This window comes from Sphingomonas paeninsulae (assembly GCF_003660165.1).
GTDB lineage: Bacteria > Pseudomonadota > Alphaproteobacteria > Sphingomonadales > Sphingomonadaceae > Sphingomonas_O > Sphingomonas_O paeninsulae.
Genome location: NZ_CP032827.1, coordinates 167,587 through 186,734 on the forward strand (window position 1 = coordinate 167,587; position 19,148 = coordinate 186,734).

Genomic DNA, 19,148 nt, shown 5'->3' on the forward strand with positions numbered 1-19,148 from the left:
TGAGCTTAATGAAGGTGTCGTCGAGCAAGCGGACCCCCTCGACGGAGGTCGTGCGCCACGTGCGATAAGTAAATCGAGAACGCTCCGTTGTAACTGCGCGGCCGCAGTGGAGCGCACGGAGCGCTAAAACGAACGATAGTGCAGCGCATGAACGCCCCCTGCCCACTAACGACCAACAGTATGGACTGGAAAATCGGGCCTAACACTTCGTCGGGTCATCGACGCGGTTGAGACGGCTTAAACCCCGCTGCCGGCGGCCCACCGTTCGCGATTTGGAACCATTCTTAAGTGCTCACGGTTCGAAGTTGCGCCTACATCCCGACGGACAACGCGGAGCGCTCGAACGCAGCGGTTACATGTCTCCGCGCTAATTTTACAATATTTGTGTTCTATTGGGAGTTGGAATCGTCAAAGATCGTTATGCGCAGACACGTTCGGTGCGACATCTGCGAACCGCGCTCGTCAGTCGTCGCCACCGCACCGACTGTAACGCAACGGTTCCTTGTAACCGTTGCGATCGATGTAACCTATGTAGCCGCTTCACCTCTGCGCCGATTTGAATTGCGAGCGTTGCGGCGAAGCCCACCGAAGAACCGAATTCGCAAAGACATATCTGGTTTTGAAGCGGGCGGCGTCAGAATATGACATTAGACCAACGATGCAGGGCTGGTGAGGGAAGGAGAGGGAGGGGGGGGGAGTTTCGCGGGTCCTGAGCGACCAAAAAGACTTCCTCACTCGTAAGTGTTCCTGGAAACACTGTTGCCCGCTCCCCGCGGAGAGCTGTAACCGCTGTGTTCGCGCGGACGTGACAAAATGTGTCGCTGTCTGAAGGCTGCTAATCCGGCGCTATGCTATACTTATCAGCGTGCCAGATGCATTATCAATGACACAGCGAACACAACGACTATCCCGGAGCGCGCGGTTAGCGCGGTTAGCGCGGTTAGCGCGGTTAGCGCGGTTACGGAGGTTCGACGCGTTTCCTGTCAAGTATCAATCCGATCGCGCCCGCGGGTAGGGAAGACCGGTCCGCGTACAGTCACCCTGACCGGATCGTAGGGGCGCTGGAGCGCCACCACATCGTCATAAGAACCGCGCAGCCAAGTATCGACGTCTTCGGGCTCAAGGATCGTTATCATCGCCTTCGGGTGAATCGGCGCCACCAAGCTGTTGGGATCGCATGTGCCCATGGTGAAGCCATCACCCTTGGCGGTGTGCTGCCAGAAGCCGGCGACGGCGAACACGGGCTGGTCGGTGACGCTAAACCACATCTCGCCTTTGAGGGGCGGCTTGTCGTCGTGCAGGTCATGTTTCTCGGGTGTAAACTCCGCGAACTCGGTGAGCGGGATCACGCATCGGTTCTCAGGCTTGGCGGCGAGCGTGCGCCACTGGGGCAGGGCGAGCTTGCGGACGTTGGTCATCGGCCATGCCGCCTGACCGCCCAGCACGTCCCATGTCATCACATCCCAGAGTCGATCGCCGTCCTGCTCGCGGATCACATAGTTGCGGCTCTTGGGCCGGAGCTCTTTGGGAGCGAAGCGATTGTCACGAGGCCGATCGCTGAACAGCTTGGCGGCCGATCCCCAGAGCGTCTCAGGCTCACCGTCGAATCTGGCTCGATTGCACATTCCGCGATCCTACAACCGGAGGGCGCTAATCGCTACATGCCCATATCGCGCGACCTGAATCGACCATCGGAGAAGATCGTCTGTTCTTGGTCGGTTCTCTCCGGCGTTATGAGGGTCTACGAGTTAGAGATTCAGATCATGTTGCTGCCGATCGCGCAGCCGGTCCCGCTCGCCGAAATGGCGCCGGGGTTCAGGTTGACGCCGATCGGCGTAGCGGGAGCTGGCTTTCCGTCACCCGCCCAGGACTGGGAGGAGGACGCCATCAACCTTGTCGAGCTGTTGCGGCTCAACCGGGCCGCCAGCTTCGTCCTCCGGATCGATGGCACCAGCACGGGGTCACTACACGGAAGTAAGTTTTACGTACGCCAGGCACGAACGGATAGTGGACGAGCGGAGGAAGGGAAGGGCGGCTTTTGAACAGATCACTGTCAAAGCCGACTTTCCCCCTCCGTCCAAGGAAACAGTGCCACAAGCTTGTAATCGGGGCGCTCGGCCGGGTTGAACGTGTGTTGGGCATAGGTGAGAGAACCGTCCACCGGATGCATAAAGGTGCGGGCGCCCCCCTCACGCGCCATTACGGACTGGGCATGCCATTCGTGCGCGAAAAGATCGGACTCTCTCTTCAAATCTTCGACAAGTGCGGCCAGAGCCGGGTCATTCAGCATCCGCCCATAGTCGGCCCGGAATTCTGCGAGCAGGCGCCTCGCCCGGTCCTCCCAGTCGGGCAGGAGGTCACGGGCAGAAGGCACCGTGAACGTATAGCGCAGCAGATTCTTCTGCTGCGCATCGCCCAGCCAACCGACGAACAGGTGTTCGGCCGCGCCATTCCAGCAACAGGCGTTCCAAAGCCGGTCTAGCCCGTAGGCCGGACAGGTCAGCGCTGCCACCGACAGGGTTATGGCATCAGGCGCCCGGGAGATCGACGCCGATCGTGGCGCCTCGGGATCGCGGCGTCCCGCTAACTCGAAGAGATAGGCGCGTTCTGCGGGGGTGAGCGCCAGCGCCACCGCGAGGCGGGAAAGCGTGCCAGGCGAGACGCCTACGTCGCGGCCCTGTTCGATCCAGGCGCACCAGGTGACACCGATGCCGGCACGCGCTGCCAGTTCCTCTCGGCGCAGACCCGGCGTCCGGCGTCGTCGCCCTGGAAGTTCCGGTGCGACGCGCTCACGGTGGGAGCGGACGAATTGTCCCAGGAGATTGCGTTGTTCAACGGTGCTCATAGGTCATTCTATAACAGGATAAGAATGTCCATTGTAACAGGGTAATGGTTGGTGTTCGAGGGCCTCAAGGAGGAATGAACCATGATCCGTTCGCATGAAACCCTTGTCGACGACCAATTTGGTCCGCAGGCGAATGCCTATGTGCAAAGCGCCGTCCATGCCCGGGGCGATGATCTCGATGCACTGGAGGCGGTTGCCGCCCGCGAAAACCCGGACCGTGCGGTCGATCTCGGATCGGGTGGCGGCCATGTGGCCTATCGGCTGGCCTCCCATGCGCGCGTCGTAACCGCCGTCGATCTTTCCGCGGCGATGATAGACGCAGTGCAAGGGACAGCGCGGCAACGGGGCTTGTCCAATATCGAAACCTGCGTTGCACCTGCCGAAAGGATGCCCTTCGACGATGCCTCGTTCGACTTTCTGGGCTGCCGCTTTTCCGCCCATCATTGGCGCGATTTCGAGGCCGGACTGCGCGAGGCGCGGCGGATCATGAAACCGGGTGGCACTGCCGTCTTTATCGACGTCGTATCTCCGGGGCATGCTGAATTCGACACGCATCTCCAGACGGTTGAAACGCTGCGCGATCCCTCGCACGTCCGCGATTACAAGGCATCGGAATGGATAGCGGCACTGGATCGCGCCGGTTTCCGGGTGCGGAATACACAGACCCGCCGGTTGCGCATGGATTACCCGACATGGGTCGAACGCATGCGGACCCCGGAGCCGCATCGCACGGCGATCCGCTCGGTCCAGCGGCTAGCCTCCGGCGAAACGTCGACATATTATGCGATAGAGGCGGACGGGTCGTTCACGCTCGACACAATGCAGATCGAGGTCTCGGCATGTCGGGCGAGGGGGTGATTTCTCTCCCCGCTCAGGCCAGCTATGGTAGATCCCAGTCCTGAACGGCTTCACGCCGCAAGGAGCGATGGGGAAATGCAGAGTGGCCTGCGCTGATCCGGTCCCGGCCTGTCGCCCCGCTCCCAACTATAGTCGCCGGTTAGCGCGATATGCTCCCACCCCAGCGGTGCAATATGCCGGGCTACCTCGTCCGGCGTACCGATGTCGGCCAATGCCCGTTCAAGATAGCGGGTGTTCGACAAGATGGTCGCGGCGACCAGCAGGTTGAGGGCGGAGGCGCGTAGGACTGGTTCTCGAACCGGCGGTCGCGCAGCTCGCCAAGCTGGTTGAAGAACAATGCGCGGGCGAGGGCATTGCGCGCCTCGCCCTTGTTCAGCCCGGCCTGGGTTCGCCTGCGCAGTTCGATGTCCTGCAACCAGTCGAGCATGAAGATCGAGCGTTCCAGCTGGCCGACCTCGCGTAATGCCAGTGCCAGACCGTTCTGGCGCGGACACACCGTGCAGTGCGATCTCCGCTTGAATGCTTGCGAATTCTGCAAGCCATGCCTGGGTGCGTGCGGGCCGCGTGTGCATGTGAATCTCCGCCAGTTCGTTTGAGACGGATTCGGGCTGACGATCGGGTGGTGTCGGGGTCACAGGACCGCGAAGCGGCCGCGGGAGCGGGGCGGGGGCGGGGGCGGGGGCTGCCGATTTTTTCGTGTGTGGGGCGGGGTGGAGCGTAAGCGTAAGCGCGAGGCCGCAGCAAAATTGGGGGCACCGCGCATGCTGGACGCTGGTGCTGCCCGGCCGTCACGATAGGCAGTCACAGACGACAGAGTTGCCCGAAGGTTTGCCGACAGGATGCTGTCTGCGGCAGTAGAGTAAGGTGTCAAAACGTGAGGCTCGCCCGCAGCTTAATGAGGGAAGCACAAGCCGGCTAAAACGGCACCTGCGCCGATCAGTGCTGTTACAAATGCGGCGATACCGAGTCCGATCTGGGCAAGAGGGGCGAAGGTGACGATCTTGGTCTCCGCAACGAGCTTGCGGGTTTCTGCGGGAAGCTTCGCGGTTTCATCGTTCATCTTCGTGATGCGCGCGATCTGTTGCTGAAAGTTGAGATTTCGGGCGTCTGCATGTGTAGCAATTTCGGCATCTTATCAAAGGTGAAGGTCTTAGAAGAGGAGAGGCTCGGGAAACAAGTTCCCGAGCGTTTCCGTGAACTTGCGCCGATTCAGAAGGGCACGTCCTCTCCTTCCGGCTCGTCCGCGGCGCCGTTCGTGCCCTGCTGCGACTTGCCTCGCGTGAGAAAAGTGACCTTTTCGGCGATGATCTCGACACCGTAGCGTTCGACGTCCTGCTGGTCAGTCCACTTGGTGTAGTGGATGCGGCCCTCGATCAGGAGCTTCTGGCCCTTTTCGACATACTTCTCGACCGTCTTGGCAAGGGCACCGAAGCAGGTGATGCGGTGCCATTCGGTTTCTTCCATGCGGCGGCCTTCGCCGTCCTTGGCAATCTTGCCGTCGCTGTCGAACTTGGGGCGCGATGTTGCCAGGGAGAAGATTGCAATTTTCGTATTGCCCTGCGTTGTACGGGTCTCTGGAGTGGCGCCGACGTTGCCTGCGAGGATGACGATGTTCTGCATTTCGAGGTTCCTTTTTGCTGTTCGCCGAGGGCTTTTCCCTTCGACTTGCAAACCGTAAAAGAACGCCAGGACGGGGCGGCCACCGAAGCAGCGCAGCAGCGGAGGGGAACCCCGCTCGGAAGAGTGGTGCGGGCAGGCGCGAAGCGACAACTCGGTCTGAACGAGCGCGGGTTGGCCGCTTTGGACGGCGGGCTTAGGTTTTTAAGTGAGTAGATGGGAAAAAAGCTCTTCGGGACGTCAGGAGCAAAAAGGGCCTCAAGTGCCTGCACACGAATTCCGTGTCGCAAAGCAGTGTCGGTGTGGTCCGGAACTGTGTCACACCAGGGCGACCGTCGCTAACGCCTCGCTTAACCTTTGCGCGATGACAGCATGGGAGTTTGCCTCCGAGGACGCGGACGCCTGGAGGCAACCGGGTGGTTCTGGATCTGCGCTGGCCTTGCTTCGGTCGTGAAGTTTGACGAAGCCGAAGCATATCGCGGGCAAATCCTCTCACAGGTCACGACCAGCAGGCGGGCAAATGTGGGGGCCTGTGAGGCGTCGTCCGAAAGGTTTGATGCAGGGGGTGTCGTGCGGTTGTACGGTCAGCGGGGTTGTGTGCTGATACTGGCAGGGGTTGCACGTCCTACCGGGGCTGACCCGCGACACCAGGTTTTTTCCAAGCTGCACCTTGCGGCGGCGTTCTGGTGGCTTTTTCAGCAAACTGCGACACCAAAAGGGGTCACGACACGAAAGTGAACTTTGCAGACGCCGGACACGAACGGATCATGAACAACTGGAAGTGGTGGGAAGCGGTCGTTAGCTGAGCGGTAGATCCAACGCTGGAATACCCGTCGATGAGATAGCGAGCGGTTGTGCTCCACCCTCGATGATCCGATCGGCCAGCGAAATCCATCGGCCTCCCTGTAATATCATCCAATGCTCATCGCGGCGATAATCGTGGCCTATAGCACGGATCAATCGACCGAGACCCACTTCCCACTCGCATTCTTTTTCGCTTTGACGATCAGCGTGCGTGTTCCTTCTTGCGCGTCACCCGGCATCTTTCCAGTCACCTCTATACCGCAGACATAGGTATCTTTCTCGGCCTGGGAATTGCACAGGCCCTTGGTCTCGATCTTGGCGGCCTTGGCAGCGGCAACGCCTGCTGGGTCGTTACCAGCGCTCGCGATCAGGGCATTGCGCGCCAGTTCTTCCAGCGTCGAACTGCTCGGACCACTGAGCATGCTGCAGGCTGAAAGCGACATAGCAACGAAAGTGAGCGGTAAGAAATTGCGCAAAGTATGCTCCTGAAATTAAATCTACTTACATGGTCACGTCGGCAGGCAGCATACCAAGACCGGCATCCGGCAGTGCTGAAGCGTACTCGGCTTGTCCGGCGGCGGTCTAGTTTTATTGACCTTATCCTATCAAGGTTCTCATTGGTTGCATCGTAATTGGCCTCGCCCTCGGCCAGCCGCATACCCGAAAACAAACCTCCGCTTGTGGGCGGAAGCCGCCGACGCCGCCGCCGCATCGAGACTATGCCCACAGCACTGTGGAAAGGCGCTTTTTTCAGAGCGCGCTTTGGTGACCTGTTCTTCCCTCCGGATGGTTCTTTCGGCGCCGCTGGGCTAGGCCTCATCTCGACGCTCCGCTGGTTTCGTAGAAGGATTAGCCACTGCCGAATCACCGTGCCATCGTCGCCACTGGGTTCAGGATCTTTGGCGTGGCTACAGCACTACCATCGTCCGTGATGGCGATCACGATGGGGATCATAGTATGTACGGCTCCGCCATCCGATGTTCAACAGACTCCGGACTATATCAGTGTAACACATTACGGTCTCGTCGGGTTGCTGGCGAATGCCGCAACCGGCGCGAACAAAATATTGTCGCTGCTTAATGGTCTTGCTGTCGCGATCATGGGGTTGCTTGCGATCGTCGCCCTGATCGCTGCTCTGTTGGGCGTGTTCTTTTATATCGTCGGCCGAGGATTGCGCATGTCTGCGCAATGGGCTCGATACATTGCAGCTTCTATCGGGGTTGTCGTGCTGCTGAACGGCCTTGCGGCGCTATGGTTTGTGCAAAATGCCGCCCATCTCGCGGACGCCGTCAGCATGATCCTGTCTATTTACGTGCTGTGGGTGCTCGCAGCGAAATACACGGATTGAAAACCCCATCTTCAATGGCACGGTAAGCGTCGGCCTAGACTGCCACGGTGTCCGTCCCCGGCGGCGCGAGACCGAGTATCGTATCGTGCCTGCCGCAATGTGACCTTTAAATGCAACGCGGCGAACGACGGCAACTGGGCGGGTGCTGCCGTTACGCCCGCCCCCGTTGGAATGTCTCGGAATGGTGGTTAGCGGACCGTCTGCTGTGGGTTGATCACTCCGGGAGCGCGGCAATAAAGAGAGATAATGAGCCCAACGCTTGTAATTCGCGCTGAGCGACCAGAGGACGCGCCCGTAATCGCAGAGCTAGTGTCGCGCGCTTACGGTGCCGTGCCTTACAGCGACCATCGCGAACACCTGATGGTTGCTCGGCTGCGCGAGAGCTCCGCGTTCGTGCCCGAACTATCGTTGTTGGCCGAGGCCGAAGGCGCTGCTCTCGGTCATATAATGCTCACCCGAGCCACGATCGGTTGCGGCCAGAGCGCTACAATCACGCTTGCCCTCGCGCCTCTCTCCGTCGTTCCCGAGGCTCAAGGTAAAGGGTTGGGGAAACGCTTGGTCGCAGCGGCTCATCGCCGAGCAACCGACCTAGGTTTTGAAAGCATCGTGTTGGTGGGTTTGCCAGACTACTATCCACAGTTCGGCTATGAGAGACTGAGCGCGTATCCGATCACGCTACCCTTTCACGCGCCCGAGGCGAACTGCATGATCCTTCCGCTGACACCGAACGCGCTCGACGGCGTCACTGGACAGGTAAAATACGCCGAGGCTTGGCTCGATCACTGAACGACCGTTTCTGGGCGCTTCCTACCGTTGGCCGTCAAACGCTGGTATGAAGGTCAGCCTTAAAATGTCCGGCAATCCCCGAAAGTAACGGGTTGCCGGACAATTCTAAACCGCGACGGGTTTGCGGACACGTTTTGTTCGCTGCTGGTGTACGCAAAGTTCACTTTCGTGTCGTGACCCCCAAAAGAAGAGGTCAGCTTCGATCTTGAAAGATGTGGCTGATAAGGCGCAACGGCCATTTTATCGATAGCTCAGTCAAAGGATCCGTCATGCTCGAGATTATCGATATCGGATCTCGAGCGTGGTTTAGCGACATGCTGCAAGAGGCGATCTCCGTGCCCTCCAGCGGCCTAAGCCACCCGTGACTCGACCAATCGGCAGTATGTTACAGTCAACGAGCCTGTCCGCAGACCGAGAGTCAGTCCGGTCTTCGCGAAGGGCTGGCATAGATGCGGAGGTCAAAGTCCAAAAGGATGTCGAGGACGAGTGGCTCGACGGCGTGCCAGTCGAGCCCGCCGTTGCCACAACCGGGCGGTGGAATTGCAATCGATCGAGCACCAGCTTCGGCTGCAAGGTCAGCCAGAGCGGTCAAACCGCTGCCGATCCAACCAATGCGACTTGCGTCGCGCCAGTGCGCCTTGGTGGCAAGCGCGGCCCAGAGCCGAACCGGTGAGGAGGGACTCTCGACAGAAGCTCGGCCGATCGGGAGTGGATAGAGCAAGCAGCTGCCGGCAGTCAGGGCGCGGCTGCGGCAATCTGCGAGATAGGCCGGCATGATCGCGGGAAACGCAGTCTTGAAGGCAAGCGCAACGCCCTTGCCCATGACGCCGACGGTATTGACGGTGTTGAAAAGGATGTCAGCGGTATCGTGAACGATATTCCCGCGATGATAAGTAACGGTTCCAGGTCGCTGGTTGAGCGTGGGTCCGACCATAAAAGTTTCCTCAGTCACGACCCCGCCAATCGGGGCCTTCGATAAGCAATCTGAGGGCATCGGCATAGATCCCGCCCGCACCCAGAGGGTCGCAACGCAGTGGAGAAGTCCGCTTCAACGGACTTGCGGGTGGGAACGCCGTTGCCAGGCCGGATGCGTGAAGGGTTGATGGCGGGCGTGATAAAGGGGACTCCTGATGGACACGCGGGTCGACCAACCCGCCCAATGGGACGAATATAGCGTGGTGGCTTTATCGAGCGCGTTTCGGTGCATCAGCGATCGTCTTTCCGGCTTCAGGGGTGTCATTAGAGAAGTGGTTTCCCACGATCATGCCGGGTTGTATTCGAGGGGAACGCGGTCGCGCTGCGTCAGTGATTGTTACCCGCAGGGCCAAGACCTCATGGGGCTTGGCGAAGCGCCAGCGGAATAAAGCACGGCCCGGCTTCAGCCGGGGACGCCCGAGATTTTTCGGTTCGTGAAGATGACCGATAATGTGAGCGGAAATAATAAAATGGCCATGCCGGGGGATGGTCGTTTTGGTTTTGATAGCTGTGATTTGGCGCGCTGATGTCTGTTTCGTCGTTTCCCGTAGTGCCAGATAAGAATTTGCTGCGGTGGCGAAGCCGAGACGGCCTGGCCTTTTGCAGAGGGGGAACCGCGGCCCCCCGTTCTTGCCTCGCGTGAGGATCGTTACCCGACTGGGACGAGACGCCGGTGCGGAGGCCCGGTCCGAGCGGAGCGCAGATAGAGCCGTGCCGATGGTCACGCCCCGGTTCACGCTAGGATAACCCGACGCCGAAGCGCCGGGTCTTTCGTAGTCAATACTCCCTGGCCGTCATGATTGTCAGAACGCGAATGGTCTTCTCCTCGATCGCGGGATCTTCGGAACCAAATTCCATCGTTTCGTCATAGTAATCGATTTTCCAGAAACATTCGGTCTCGAGAAAGACGAACGATCCGAAATCATGCTCGCTGTACGGATCGTTCTCGGCGGCAAAAGTATTGAATTCGCGGATGAGGACGATCAGTTCTGCGCGCTGGCGGAACCCCCGGAACAGTGTGGTGTCGCCGATCAGGGCCGCAATCCCCTGTGTCATCAAGATACGGTTCGTGCCGATCTGGTGAATATTCTCGCGCAGGGCGTCGTTCAACGCTGCGATCCTGGCTGTCCGTTCAGCGGGGCTAGGGGCTGGTTCGACCATGGAAATCTCCTGTTTCACGACCCCGCCGATCGGGGCCTTTCGACAAGCAATTCGAGGGAAGACGGCATAGCTTCGCGCGCGCACCCGCAGGGTCGAAACGCAGTGGAGAAGTCCGTTCACGGACTTGCGGGTGGGAGCGCCGTCTCCAATCCGAATGCGAGAAAGGAGCTGACGGACGGGTCTTGAGCGGCGTTTTGACGAACGAGGCTGGCGTTAAAGGATGGATGCCAATAGCGTGCAGTCCATGACAGACCCGGAACAGATACACACGATTGCACCCCGCTGGATGAATACCATCGGCAGTATGTTTGCAATGAACGCACTGGCTCGGACGCGGTGTCAGAGCTGCGGTGCGCTGATGCGCGTCGATCTGGGTGAGATGGTTGCCGCAAAAGGCGGTGCAACGACGCTGTTTGACCGTTTTGAACGATGCCGAATGGTGGCGTGCGGCGGCTCGGCGTTCTATCTGGTTTCGCGGGCAATCGGGCGGGAGTGGACTGTGATGCTGCGTCATGCCGCGCCATCGGCTGAGATGGCCGACCTGCCGACGATTCAGACGGGTCTCGACCTGGCTCGTCGCAGCAATAGCTGATCGACTACGAGGCATCCTGTCAAACCTGCGAAGCTGATCAGCGCGGGCGGAGCCCAAGCACTCCGCGTGCTTGCCCCAGTTTTTTTAAAAAGGCGAGAGAGCGCAGCGGAAGAGATCTGCAAAGAATGTTCGCGGTAGCGAGTTGGGGGCCTTAGCCCCCGAAGGCGCATTACTGGTAGGGATCGTACTCATTCACGATCGTCAGGCTGCTGTCGTGATCTTCTGCGGTGATGACAGAAAACTTGGTTCCGACGGCGATGACCATTGTTGCCACCATGAGCGTCCGGGAGAGTTTCAGGGCGCTTTTGCGTGCGATCCAGATATCTGAAAACATAATCGAGGCTCCTTGCAGACGGCGGGTTCATCCCGCTCGACTGGCGCCCGATGGTAAGCGCTAAATCATCCCCACGGGGTTTGGTTATGCGGCTTGCGCGGTGACGTTAGGCAGGTTCGCGGTGCGGCTGTCGGTCCAGTTATACGGCAGCAGATCATCGATGGGGTCGCCGTCGCTGCGGTGGATGATGCGGCCAAGAACGTCAGTCAGATAGGCTTGCGGATCGATGGCGTTGAGCTTGCAGGTTTCCACGAGGCTGGCGATGATGGCCCAGTTTTCGGCACCGAGGTCGTGCCCAGCAAAAAGCGCATTTTTTCTCTGCAGAGCTATCGGTCGCATCGAACGCTCGACGGTATTGTTGTCGAGCTCGATGCGACCGTCGTCGAGGAAGCGATTGAGGCCATTCCAGTGATTGAGCGCATAGCCGATTGCGCCTGCCGTTCCGGAGCCTCTTGGTAGCCTGGGCAGCATGTCTTTCATCCAGAGCTTCATCGCCGTGACCAGAGGTGCGGATTCAGCCCGACGGATTGCGCGGCGATGCTCGTGGTCTGATCCCCGGATTTTGGCCTCGATGGCGTACAGACGGGCGATCTGGCGCAGCGCCTCATCGGCCACCGGTGCGTTGCCGCCTTTTGTCGCGTCGAAGAAGCCGCGCCGCACGTGCGCCCAACAAAAGGCGAGCTTTCCCGCGCCACCGGCACGATCGGAGGCCTCGATATGCTTATAAGCCCCATAACCGTCGCACTGGACGATGCCGTGATAGCTGCCGAGCAACTGCGCGGCCCAGACTTTGCCGCGCCCCGGCATGTAGCTGTAGACCACGGCCGGCGGATCGGTCCCGCCATGAGCACGGTCGTCGCGGGCGATCGCCCATAAATAGCCGGTCTTTGTCTTGCCCGTGCCCGGTGCCAGCACCCGCGCAGTGGTCTCATCGACAAAGAGCCGGTCGCCCGACAGCAGTTCAGCCTTCATGCGCCGGGTGATCCGCCCGAGCCACGCGGCACTACGCCCCGACCAGTTGCACATCGTACCGCGATCGATCTGGATGCCCTGGCGACGCAGTGCCTGTGCCTGCCGGTAAAACGGACCATGGTCGGCGTATTTCCTGACGATCACGTCGGCGAGCAGCGCCTCGGTTGGAAGGCCGCCCGGCACGACATGCTTTGGTGCAGGGGCCTGGAACACGCCGTCGCTGCATGTGCGGCACGCCATCTTCGGACGCACCGTTACGATCACCCGATACCGGACGGGGATGACATCGAGCCGACTGGCGACATCCTCATCAATACAGTGCAGCGCACCGCCGCAGCACGGACATTCGGTTTCAACCGGCATGATTACTTCGCGGATCCGGGGCAGATGTGCTGGCAGCGAAGCACGTTCGGTCGTTTCCTTGCGCTTCTTCTCGGCCTTCGGCCCGACCGGCGACTGCTCGGCGAGCGCCAGCAACTCGGCCTGCGCAACTTCGATGTCCTCGAGCGCCAGTGCCAGTTGATCGGCGCTGAGCTTTTCAGAGCGTTTGCCGAACGTTGCCCGCTTCAGCTGATCGAGCAGATGCTGCATCCGCGCCTCGCGTTCGAGCCCCGCGATCACCATCGCCTTGAGGACCACGACATCGTCGGGAAGGTCGGCTTCGCTCGCAGACATGGACTATTTCTGGCATGTTTTTCCGGCGTCGCAACCGTCATTTCGACGAGCAGATTCAGGCGTGCGACCTACTGCGCAACCTGCGGTTTCTGCACCCGGACCTCATGCATTCGGGTCCATTGCAGACCCTCGAACAACGCCGATGCCTGGCTTGGCGTCAGCCGCATCACGCCGTCGCCAGCTCGCGGCCAGCAGAAGCCGCCGGTCTGGAGAACCTTGCTCACCAGCACCAGGCCCGTGCCGTCCCAGACCAGCAGCTTGATCCGGTTCGCGCGCTTCGACCGGAAGATATATGCCACGCCCGAGAACGGCTTGAGGCCAAGCTCATTCTCGACGAGCGCTGCAAGGCTGACGGCTCCCTTCCTGAAGTCGACCGGCTTGGTCGCAACCATCACCTTGAGTGGTCCCGGTGGGAGGATCACGTCATCTGCCTCATCGCAGTAAGAACGCGCTCGATATGCGCGACCGTGACATTATCAGGAACGTGGATCGTCATCGTCCCCGCATGGATGATAACCTCTGCGACGGTTGATACGGACGACAGCGGCGGGCCGGGCTCGTCAACAACCACCGGCACAAACGCCATCTCACGCGCCTTCAACACTGTGTGCCGCCACGCATAAAGCTGCTGGGGTAAAAGGTCGTTGGCGCGCGCGATCGCCGCGATATTGGCACCAGCGACAAAACTCTCCTCGACGATCCGCGCCTTGGCGTCGGGTGCCCACATCCGGCGTGCCGCACCCGCCGGGATCACGTCCATCCGTTGAGGACGGCGGCCACCCTTGCTTTCGAAAGTCGTTTCGAATGTTGTTTCGATACCTGACACCAAGCTTCCCCTCACATGAGGAGGCTAAGCATACTCAGATCACGGATCGCCGATATGTGGGGGAGATTTGGCGCTTACGCCCGATGAGTTCGGTGAGCGGCCGCAATCACTTTTTTTGCGCAGACAAAAAAGCCGTAGCGTAGCGCCCGGACCCCTAGCGGGTTGATGGCACTAGGCCGCGAGGCGAACCAAGGATTGCGCCTCAAAAGAGTGGGTGAACGCGATGTTGTAGGAAGCCGCATGTTGAATTCGGAAAGCGGTGCGAAGTGTTTGACTCTTCCGATTTCGGCTTTGATGACGGGGACGGCGCTTTCTGATACCATTTGAAAATGGCAGGCGAACTCGACGACATTGAGGCTCAGGTTGATTGTCCCCGATGTGGACGGGTTCTGAGTGTCAGCTATCGAGACATACGCCTGCTGAAAGCGGCTTCGTGCGCCTGCGGTGCTTTGGTGCGGCTCCAAGATGACACCCCGCTGAGCATCGTTCAAAAGCTCATAGACGAGGCGAATCCACCGCAAGGCGATAACGACGTCTGAGTGACCGGTTTGACGGTCGCGTCACTGAACTGCGCCATCGGCCAATGGATTCAGGAAAGGATCGGCGGTTGCTCCGATACAATCTGGAGAAATGTCGTCGCGATGGGGGAGGGCGGTATCGGAGATAACGAACCTCGACACTGCGGGAACGCCGGTCGAGACGACGTAAAGGTCGGCCATCGGCGGCCGCACGTCAAAGCGTATAAAGCCAGCAACGCGATAAGGTCATGAAGCGATTGGGCAGTGAAAAACTCCGACTGCACAATGAACGAGAATGAGTTTGAGTGAATGGAAAAATGAATCTCCAATCTGTTGATCTTCTGCGTTTTCATCGCCTGTCCAAAGACAAAAAAGGGACCGCCGATCTCTCGGCGGCCCAAAGCTATCAGGCGACCTTTCGTGTCCTCGGTGAGTTAAGGGCTGCTGGCGGCGTGCCGAGGGGTCCACGACGGTCAACAATCCGAATGTTTTGCGTCTTGGCATCAATAACCAAACGTTCGGAAACGCCATTACCCTGAAAGGCGATGACGTAGCGGGGCTTGAGCGAAAGCATTTGCTCGTTGCGTCGGAAACCTGCCCGATCGCCGAGCTTGCGATCTAATCCGAAACGCACTTGCTGGATGCCGTTCTGTTCGGCCCACGATGCCGCCAGACCGTCGAGACCTTTCATGTCGCCGCCATGAACCAGGTACATATCGCCAACGCGGTCTCGAACGGCTTTCAGGGTGCGAAGCAGGTTCCCGCTGAATTCCTTCATGTCGGCGTCGGTTTTGAAGGTCAGTCGCCCGCCAGAGAAGACGACGGCGGTTCCCTGTGCGGTGTTAGCGTCGCGCTTGCGCTCGCGACGGGCGCGGAGGAAAGCGGTTCCGTCCACGATTGCCGAGGTCACACCGAGCGAGATGCGGTTGCCGGTTGCAGGGATCCAGGACTTGCCCGTTTCGCGAAGGTAATGCCCTGCCGCTGTGTCGCGCATAACCTCGTAGCACTCAGCTGCCTCTTCGATCTTTTTGGCGAGGTCGATCTTGTCTTCGAGATTGCTGGTGTTGATCTCCGAGCCGTCCTGTTCCGCGATGAGAAGCCGGATGTCGTCGGTAAGCCGATCGACGATGACGTGCTTTTTGGCAGCGGCCCGGTGGAACAGATTGACGAAGCCCCAGCCCAGCTCCTCGATGTCACGCTCTAGCGAGGTGTTGTTGAGGGTGGCGAAAAGGTCGCTCCAGATTGCTGCTGTTGTCTGCTCCAAGGCTTGCGAAGGTGGCGGGGCCATTCCGGAAACGTCTTGGGCACGGGGTTCGAGGTGGCCGAGTTCCAGGGAGGCGAGGGCGGCTGCGAGGGAGGTGGGCACGGGCGTTGCGCCTTTCAGATGATTGTGCCGGCGGCCTATCCGCCGGATGCTGACCTCTTGGGTCAACGAAATAGAGACGGACGCACCGAGCCGCTTGGGCGACGGGAAACCGCGAGTTAGGAGGGTGGAGCGGGCAGGCGCGTAGCGACAACTCGGCCGCCTCACTCGTGGTTGCGTATGGCTCGCGTTGGCCCACGTCCAGGCATCCTCTGGCGGGTAGGGAGCTGGCACGATCTGGTATCGAATGGCGCTCTGACTGTGCACTCGCTTGCTGCTGCCCGTTTTCACTGACGAGTTCCGCTAACCACCCGGGACGGTTCCAGAATGCCCAGTGTGCGATATCAAACAGATAATAGATGTAGCAGGCACGGACTTCGCAACCGTCATCGTCACCCAGCGCGGGTCATCCAGAACGTTCTGTGGTTTGTTTCAGTCTCTCACATGCCGCTGCCATAAAGCGGTCGATCGCAGGCATTGGCGGTGTAACAGGTTAATCGGACTGGACGGCTGTAACCGCGCAATTGTGACGTCGCGCCGCCAAAAAACAATTGAAGGGTCGCAGTGACGGGGAAGTCTGCGAACCTGGGATGGCGTATGCGAAACGTGCAATGGCGCGGCTCTTTGCACAGCCACTGGATCCACAGTGTGGACGGTAAAACCAAGAATAACCGCGTGAGACAAGCTTTTGGGTCTCTGACATGGTGGTTTTGCAATCATATGTCGCGGTTAGTAAGCCGCGCGACTTGCTGAGCTAAGCAGAAGCGCGGCTTCGCCCATTCCTCACATCGGCTTGGCGCCTGGTGTGCCGCATTTTGCAAACTTGCCATTGGCAGCCTTGCAGCGAACGGGCTTTGCAGGAGCATTGGGAGGACATTTGGTAAAATGGCCTTTGGCGTCGCGACAAGGCGCGGCGAACGATGGCGTCGAAAGCATGGCAACAACGGCAGCCGCAGCAAATGCGATACGCATGGTTTCTCTCCTTGGAATGAACGTGTGCAAGAATGCCGACCCACGTTCATCGAGGCAAGCGGTAGTTACCAACCTGCCAGACAGGCGGGTCATAACTCTGTCTTGCGCGGTGCGCTGGCTGATCAGCGCAGGGGTCATAGCCACTCAAACAGAGGAAGTATAAAGCCAGCGCCGATCACAAGGATCAAAACCGCGAACTCAATTTCGATCAGTCTAGGTCGGCGCATGATCGCCCCCTGAACCCTCACTGTGATCGTCCGGCAGCGAAAGAGGCCGGGAGCCGCCCCTGCCTCTTACCTTCTCGCGGACCGCTGCGATCCTGTTTTGCGTCTCTATGTCCATAAGCAGCCCGCATGACCGGGCGATGCCCGTAAGGCAGGTTCGCGCATAGGTAACGCGCATGTACCGCCGGTCGTGATCGCTATAGGCTTGCAGATGTTCATCCCGGATTATTTTCCAGAAATCATCGAAGTTGCGACGCTCATCGGTTTTGCTCTGGCTGTACAGGAAGGCAAGCACGAACCGCATCGCCAGCGTCGTCCTTATCGGGCCGGTAGAGCACTGGTCCACAATTTCATCGAGTGCGCAAATAGCCTTGAAGACGAGATGATCACGGTCGAATCGCATCCCCGCATTGTGGAACGAAGTGGGAACATGGAGCAATGCTCATCTGCGTCTTACGGACAAATTTGTTACAGAACAGCGCGCGGACAGGTGCGGGCTATCTTCATCAGATTGTCCCAGGCGACTTTGTAGACAGCGTGATGGTGGCTGAGTTGCCAGCAGGACAGATTGCCCTTGTCGCTCGTCAGAGAGCCCAGCGTTCGGCCATAGCGGTCAGTGCCATAACGTTCGATGCGTATTGCGCCCACCATCGCTTCGTGCAAACTGTCGCTGGAAGCGTAGGGGTCGCCAGGGACACAGTCGCGCCCCGTTCGGCAATGGCCCGGCAGCTCGGGGGCATCGATAGCCAGCAATCGAATACGCTCATCACCACAACGGATTGTGTCGCCGTCCGTCACTCGGCAACCCATGATTTCATCACCCGTTGCTGCCGATGCGCTGGAAATCGTCGGCAAAACACCGCCAGTGACCGCGCCGAGAGCCGCAGCACCGAAAACAAGAGTAAAAGGCAGGGCAATTTTGATCAGACGCTCACGCCGCGCTTTCGCACGATAGCGTTTTCCGAACCTGATCGGGACGGCACGAAATGGTTTTTGCAGCGACATTGTAACGGCATAGCAACGAGCGGGATGGGTTGGAAGGTCGTCCAGTCAGCAGCTGGCTCATTTAAGGTTTCCGGTGTCTCTAACGTGTCGCCGCCCGTCCCCGTAAGGACTGAGGCCTTCCGGATTTCGTGCGATTGTCAGGCTCGCAGTATGTCGAGCCATCTTCTTTCTCGGTGTAGATATACATCATCACCGCGCTGGCGGCGCTCACTAAACTCTGCTTTTTTGGCGGGCAGCTTCGCGTTTCGCCATGAGAATGCGCGAAAGCCGGTCCTTCTCGGCGTATTCGCGCATTTCGGCGCTGAACAGATCGGGGAACGCGCGGACGACAAGAAGGACGTCGCAGTCCTCCTCAAACCATGGGCTTGTGCCATTCCAGCTCTGTGCGCGAAGGGTGTCAGGCATCGCGTCGAGGCGCGCTGGCGAGAGCCAGTAACCGCCGTGTGAAGCAGTCGAGCAGGAATAAATACCAGCAGCGATGCGGGTCCAGCCACCCTGCGGTGGCCCCCAGGTCGAATGGTCCGGAGGTGTCGCGTCGAAATCGATAAGAGCGGGCATGGTGATCTCCTGAAATGAAAGTCTGAGGATGATGGAAGCAACCGCGATCAGGCCGCTTGGGCGCATTGCGGAACGAAACCTGAGCCGATTGTCGCGTTAAGACTGCGCTGGAACGCGCTTGCGTCCAGCAGGTCGGCGAGGGACGCGAAGTGCATCGGGCCGACGTCGCAGCCATTGTCGCAACGATTATAGGTGATCTGCCGATCAGGTACGAAACCGCGTGGAACGACCGAGATTGCGAGCGATGGGTGGCGGAGCGTCGTTCGCCCTTCGTCGTGGGCGCGTCCCATATCGCTTGATATGTGGAGGTCACCTTCGAGGCCGAGCGTCTCCGCTAGGCGAGAAAGCGCGCGTCGTGCCTGATAATGGAAGGTGCGCTTGGCCGGTTGATTGCCGCCGATCCGCGTATCGGCAAGATCGAGCAGGGCAGGGGTATCGATGACAGCGGAGCGGTCGGACACGCAGGCGAGGCGCAGCGAGGCCATGGCGGGTGCAGCACGCTCCGCTACCACTGCCAAGTTGCGAATAAGCAACAACACTGCGGGGTCGGAACCGATCTGTTTGCCAGCGCGGTGACAGTCAGCAACGGCGGCGTTGACCGCATTTAATGCGGCGGGAAGCGTGGTCAGTGAACCAGGCGCAAGTGCCTCGTTATGCCGGCAGATGACATCGTAAAACATCGGGAACCTCCTCCGGGCGCAAAGTGCGCTCAGAA

The 19,148-nt window shown here is 59.6% G+C and carries 22 protein-coding genes and 2 pseudogenes; 5 read left to right on the plus strand and 19 right to left on the minus strand.

The genetic code is table 11. The features are described from left to right. Positions 1–983: 983 nt before the first annotated feature. Entirely contained in the window at positions 984–1,625 is a 642-nt protein-coding gene (locus D3Y57_RS00900) for an SOS response-associated peptidase family protein (protein WP_121150490.1), read from the minus strand. A 138-nt stretch (positions 1,626–1,763) separates the two neighbouring features. Between D3Y57_RS00900 and D3Y57_RS00905 the strand changes: the two are divergent. Beyond that, positions 1,764–1,955: pseudogene (locus D3Y57_RS00905) on the plus strand (peptidase); the annotation flags it as partial. Positions 1,956–2,053: 98 nt separating this feature from the next. Here the strand turns inward: D3Y57_RS00905 and D3Y57_RS00910 are convergent. Next, entirely contained in the window at positions 2,054–2,845 is a 792-nt protein-coding gene (locus D3Y57_RS00910) for a helix-turn-helix transcriptional regulator (RefSeq protein ID WP_121150492.1), read from the minus strand. 81 nt (positions 2,846–2,926) lie between these two features. Here D3Y57_RS00910 and D3Y57_RS00915 point away from each other — a divergent pair, with 81 nt between their 5' ends. Then, positions 2,927–3,703, plus strand: coding sequence for a class I SAM-dependent methyltransferase (locus tag D3Y57_RS00915; RefSeq protein WP_121150494.1), 777 nt, complete (start codon positions 2,927–2,929; stop codon positions 3,701–3,703). Positions 3,704–3,753: 50 nt separating this feature from the next. Here D3Y57_RS00915 and D3Y57_RS00920 read toward each other — a convergent pair. The 4 genes and pseudogenes from D3Y57_RS00920 to D3Y57_RS00935 all read right to left on the minus strand — a co-directional run. Next, a pseudogene (locus tag D3Y57_RS00920) lies at positions 3,754–4,193 on the minus strand (Tn3 family transposase); the annotation flags it as partial. A 402-nt stretch (positions 4,194–4,595) separates the two neighbouring features. Next, the gene (locus D3Y57_RS19950) at positions 4,596–4,763 is read right to left on the minus strand and encodes a hypothetical protein (protein ID WP_162986851.1); all 168 of its coding nucleotides are present in this window, start codon (positions 4,761–4,763) and stop codon (positions 4,596–4,598) included. 149 nt (positions 4,764–4,912) lie between these two features. Beyond that, positions 4,913–5,323: a single-stranded DNA-binding protein gene (locus D3Y57_RS00925; RefSeq protein WP_121150496.1), complete on the minus strand. Its 411-nt coding sequence runs from the start codon at positions 5,321–5,323 to the stop codon at positions 4,913–4,915. Positions 5,324–6,276: 953 nt separating this feature from the next. Next, positions 6,277–6,600 (minus strand): hypothetical protein, encoded by a 324-nt coding sequence (locus D3Y57_RS00935; RefSeq protein ID WP_162986852.1) that lies wholly within the window; start codon positions 6,598–6,600, stop codon positions 6,277–6,279. Positions 6,601–7,028: 428 nt separating this feature from the next. On the opposite strand from D3Y57_RS00935, the gene D3Y57_RS00940 reads away from it, so the two are divergent. Both D3Y57_RS00940 and D3Y57_RS00945 read left to right on the plus strand, forming a co-directional pair. After that, a complete protein-coding gene (locus tag D3Y57_RS00940; protein ID WP_162986853.1) occupies positions 7,029–7,472 on the plus strand; it encodes a hypothetical protein in 444 nt (147 codons plus the stop codon). Positions 7,473–7,718: 246 nt separating this feature from the next. Then, positions 7,719–8,258 carry a GNAT family N-acetyltransferase gene (locus D3Y57_RS00945; RefSeq protein ID WP_121150504.1) on the plus strand — a complete coding sequence of 180 codons (540 nt, stop codon included), beginning with the start codon at positions 7,719–7,721 and terminating at the stop codon, positions 8,256–8,258. Positions 8,259–8,676: 418 nt separating this feature from the next. On the opposite strand, the gene D3Y57_RS00950 is transcribed toward D3Y57_RS00945, so the two are convergent. Continuing rightward, a complete protein-coding gene (locus D3Y57_RS00950; protein ID WP_162986854.1) occupies positions 8,677–9,192 on the minus strand; it encodes a macro domain-containing protein in 516 nt (171 codons plus the stop codon). Between the two features lie 818 nt (positions 9,193–10,010). Further along, on the minus strand, positions 10,011–10,394 hold the full coding sequence (locus D3Y57_RS00955; RefSeq protein ID WP_121150625.1) for a DUF3768 domain-containing protein: 384 nt from the start codon (positions 10,392–10,394) through the stop codon (positions 10,011–10,013). A 244-nt stretch (positions 10,395–10,638) separates the two neighbouring features. On the opposite strand from D3Y57_RS00955, the gene D3Y57_RS20335 reads away from it, so the two are divergent. Next, the gene (locus tag D3Y57_RS20335) at positions 10,639–10,986 is read left to right on the plus strand and encodes a hypothetical protein (protein ID WP_205590024.1); all 348 of its coding nucleotides are present in this window, start codon (positions 10,639–10,641) and stop codon (positions 10,984–10,986) included. Between the two features lie 169 nt (positions 10,987–11,155). Here D3Y57_RS20335 and D3Y57_RS19955 read toward each other — a convergent pair whose 3' ends face one another. From D3Y57_RS19955 to D3Y57_RS01010, 11 genes are all read right to left on the minus strand, one after another. Then, positions 11,156–11,320 carry a hypothetical protein gene (locus tag D3Y57_RS19955; RefSeq protein ID WP_162986855.1) on the minus strand — a complete coding sequence of 55 codons (165 nt, stop codon included), beginning with the start codon at positions 11,318–11,320 and terminating at the stop codon, positions 11,156–11,158. Positions 11,321–11,404: 84 nt separating this feature from the next. Continuing rightward, complete coding sequence (gene tnpC, locus D3Y57_RS00965; RefSeq protein ID WP_121150510.1) at positions 11,405–12,967, minus strand: IS66 family transposase; 1,563 nt, start codon at positions 12,965–12,967, stop codon at positions 11,405–11,407. A gap of 68 nt (positions 12,968–13,035) precedes the next feature. Next, the gene (gene tnpB / locus D3Y57_RS00970) at positions 13,036–13,389 is read right to left on the minus strand and encodes an IS66 family insertion sequence element accessory protein TnpB (RefSeq protein ID WP_121150512.1); all 354 of its coding nucleotides are present in this window, start codon (positions 13,387–13,389) and stop codon (positions 13,036–13,038) included. Next, positions 13,386–13,793: a transposase gene (locus D3Y57_RS00975; RefSeq protein ID WP_121150514.1), complete on the minus strand. Its 408-nt coding sequence runs from the start codon at positions 13,791–13,793 to the stop codon at positions 13,386–13,388. The genes tnpB and D3Y57_RS00975 overlap by 4 nt, the downstream gene beginning before the upstream one ends. Positions 13,794–14,353: 560 nt before the next feature. Then, on the minus strand, positions 14,354–14,512 hold the full coding sequence (locus D3Y57_RS19960) for a hypothetical protein (protein ID WP_162986856.1): 159 nt from the start codon (positions 14,510–14,512) through the stop codon (positions 14,354–14,356). Between the two features lie 205 nt (positions 14,513–14,717). Continuing rightward, positions 14,718–15,677 (minus strand): DUF2493 domain-containing protein, encoded by a 960-nt coding sequence (locus D3Y57_RS00985; RefSeq protein WP_121150627.1) that lies wholly within the window; start codon positions 15,675–15,677, stop codon positions 14,718–14,720. Positions 15,678–16,457: 780 nt separating this feature from the next. Then, a complete protein-coding gene (locus tag D3Y57_RS00990; protein WP_121150518.1) occupies positions 16,458–16,646 on the minus strand; it encodes a hypothetical protein in 189 nt (62 codons plus the stop codon). A 213-nt stretch (positions 16,647–16,859) separates the two neighbouring features. After that, positions 16,860–17,309, minus strand: coding sequence for a hypothetical protein (locus tag D3Y57_RS00995; RefSeq protein WP_162986857.1), 450 nt, complete (start codon positions 17,307–17,309; stop codon positions 16,860–16,862). A gap of 29 nt (positions 17,310–17,338) precedes the next feature. Then, positions 17,339–17,875, minus strand: coding sequence for a thermonuclease family protein (locus D3Y57_RS20560; RefSeq protein WP_239025684.1), 537 nt, complete (start codon positions 17,873–17,875; stop codon positions 17,339–17,341). Positions 17,876–18,085: 210 nt separating this feature from the next. Beyond that, complete coding sequence (locus D3Y57_RS01005) at positions 18,086–18,433, minus strand: DUF7007 domain-containing protein (RefSeq protein ID WP_162986858.1); 348 nt, start codon at positions 18,431–18,433, stop codon at positions 18,086–18,088. 47 nt (positions 18,434–18,480) lie between these two features. Next, positions 18,481–19,113: a hypothetical protein gene (locus D3Y57_RS01010; protein WP_121150525.1), complete on the minus strand. Its 633-nt coding sequence runs from the start codon at positions 19,111–19,113 to the stop codon at positions 18,481–18,483. Between the last annotated feature and the right edge of the window lie 35 nt (positions 19,114–19,148).

What these genes read in the sequence shown, in the direction of transcription:
- D3Y57_RS00955 (WP_121150625.1), bottom strand. Translation starts at nt 10,394, where the DNA reads ATGGTCGAACCAGCCCCTAGCCCCGCTGAACGGACAGCCAGGATCGCA.
- D3Y57_RS00925 (WP_121150496.1), bottom strand. Translation starts at nt 5,323, where the DNA reads ATGCAGAACATCGTCATCCTCGCAGGCAACGTCGGCGCCACTCCAGAG.
- D3Y57_RS00950 (WP_162986854.1), bottom strand. Translation starts at nt 9,192, where the DNA reads ATGGTCGGACCCACGCTCAACCAGCGACCTGGAACCGTTACTTATCAT.
- D3Y57_RS00915 (WP_121150494.1), top strand. Translation starts at nt 2,927, where the DNA reads ATGATCCGTTCGCATGAAACCCTTGTCGACGACCAATTTGGTCCGCAG.
- D3Y57_RS20560 (WP_239025684.1), bottom strand. Translation starts at nt 17,875, where the DNA reads ATGTCGCTGCAAAAACCATTTCGTGCCGTCCCGATCAGGTTCGGAAAA.
- D3Y57_RS00945 (WP_121150504.1), top strand. Translation starts at nt 7,719, where the DNA reads ATGAGCCCAACGCTTGTAATTCGCGCTGAGCGACCAGAGGACGCGCCC.
- D3Y57_RS01010 (WP_121150525.1), bottom strand. Translation starts at nt 19,113, where the DNA reads ATGTTTTACGATGTCATCTGCCGGCATAACGAGGCACTTGCGCCTGGT.
- D3Y57_RS19950 (WP_162986851.1), bottom strand. Translation starts at nt 4,763, where the DNA reads ATGAACGATGAAACCGCGAAGCTTCCCGCAGAAACCCGCAAGCTCGTT.
- D3Y57_RS00990 (WP_121150518.1), bottom strand. Translation starts at nt 16,646, where the DNA reads ATGCGTATCGCATTTGCTGCGGCTGCCGTTGTTGCCATGCTTTCGACG.
- D3Y57_RS19960 (WP_162986856.1), bottom strand. Translation starts at nt 14,512, where the DNA reads ATGGCCGACCTTTACGTCGTCTCGACCGGCGTTCCCGCAGTGTCGAGG.
- D3Y57_RS20335 (WP_205590024.1), top strand. Translation starts at nt 10,639, where the DNA reads ATGACAGACCCGGAACAGATACACACGATTGCACCCCGCTGGATGAAT.
- D3Y57_RS01005 (WP_162986858.1), bottom strand. Translation starts at nt 18,433, where the DNA reads ATGCCCGCTCTTATCGATTTCGACGCGACACCTCCGGACCATTCGACC.
- D3Y57_RS00910 (WP_121150492.1), bottom strand. Translation starts at nt 2,845, where the DNA reads ATGAGCACCGTTGAACAACGCAATCTCCTGGGACAATTCGTCCGCTCC.
- tnpC (WP_121150510.1), bottom strand. Translation starts at nt 12,967, where the DNA reads ATGTCTGCGAGCGAAGCCGACCTTCCCGACGATGTCGTGGTCCTCAAG.
- D3Y57_RS00900 (WP_121150490.1), bottom strand. Translation starts at nt 1,625, where the DNA reads ATGTGCAATCGAGCCAGATTCGACGGTGAGCCTGAGACGCTCTGGGGA.
- D3Y57_RS19955 (WP_162986855.1), bottom strand. Translation starts at nt 11,320, where the DNA reads ATGTTTTCAGATATCTGGATCGCACGCAAAAGCGCCCTGAAACTCTCC.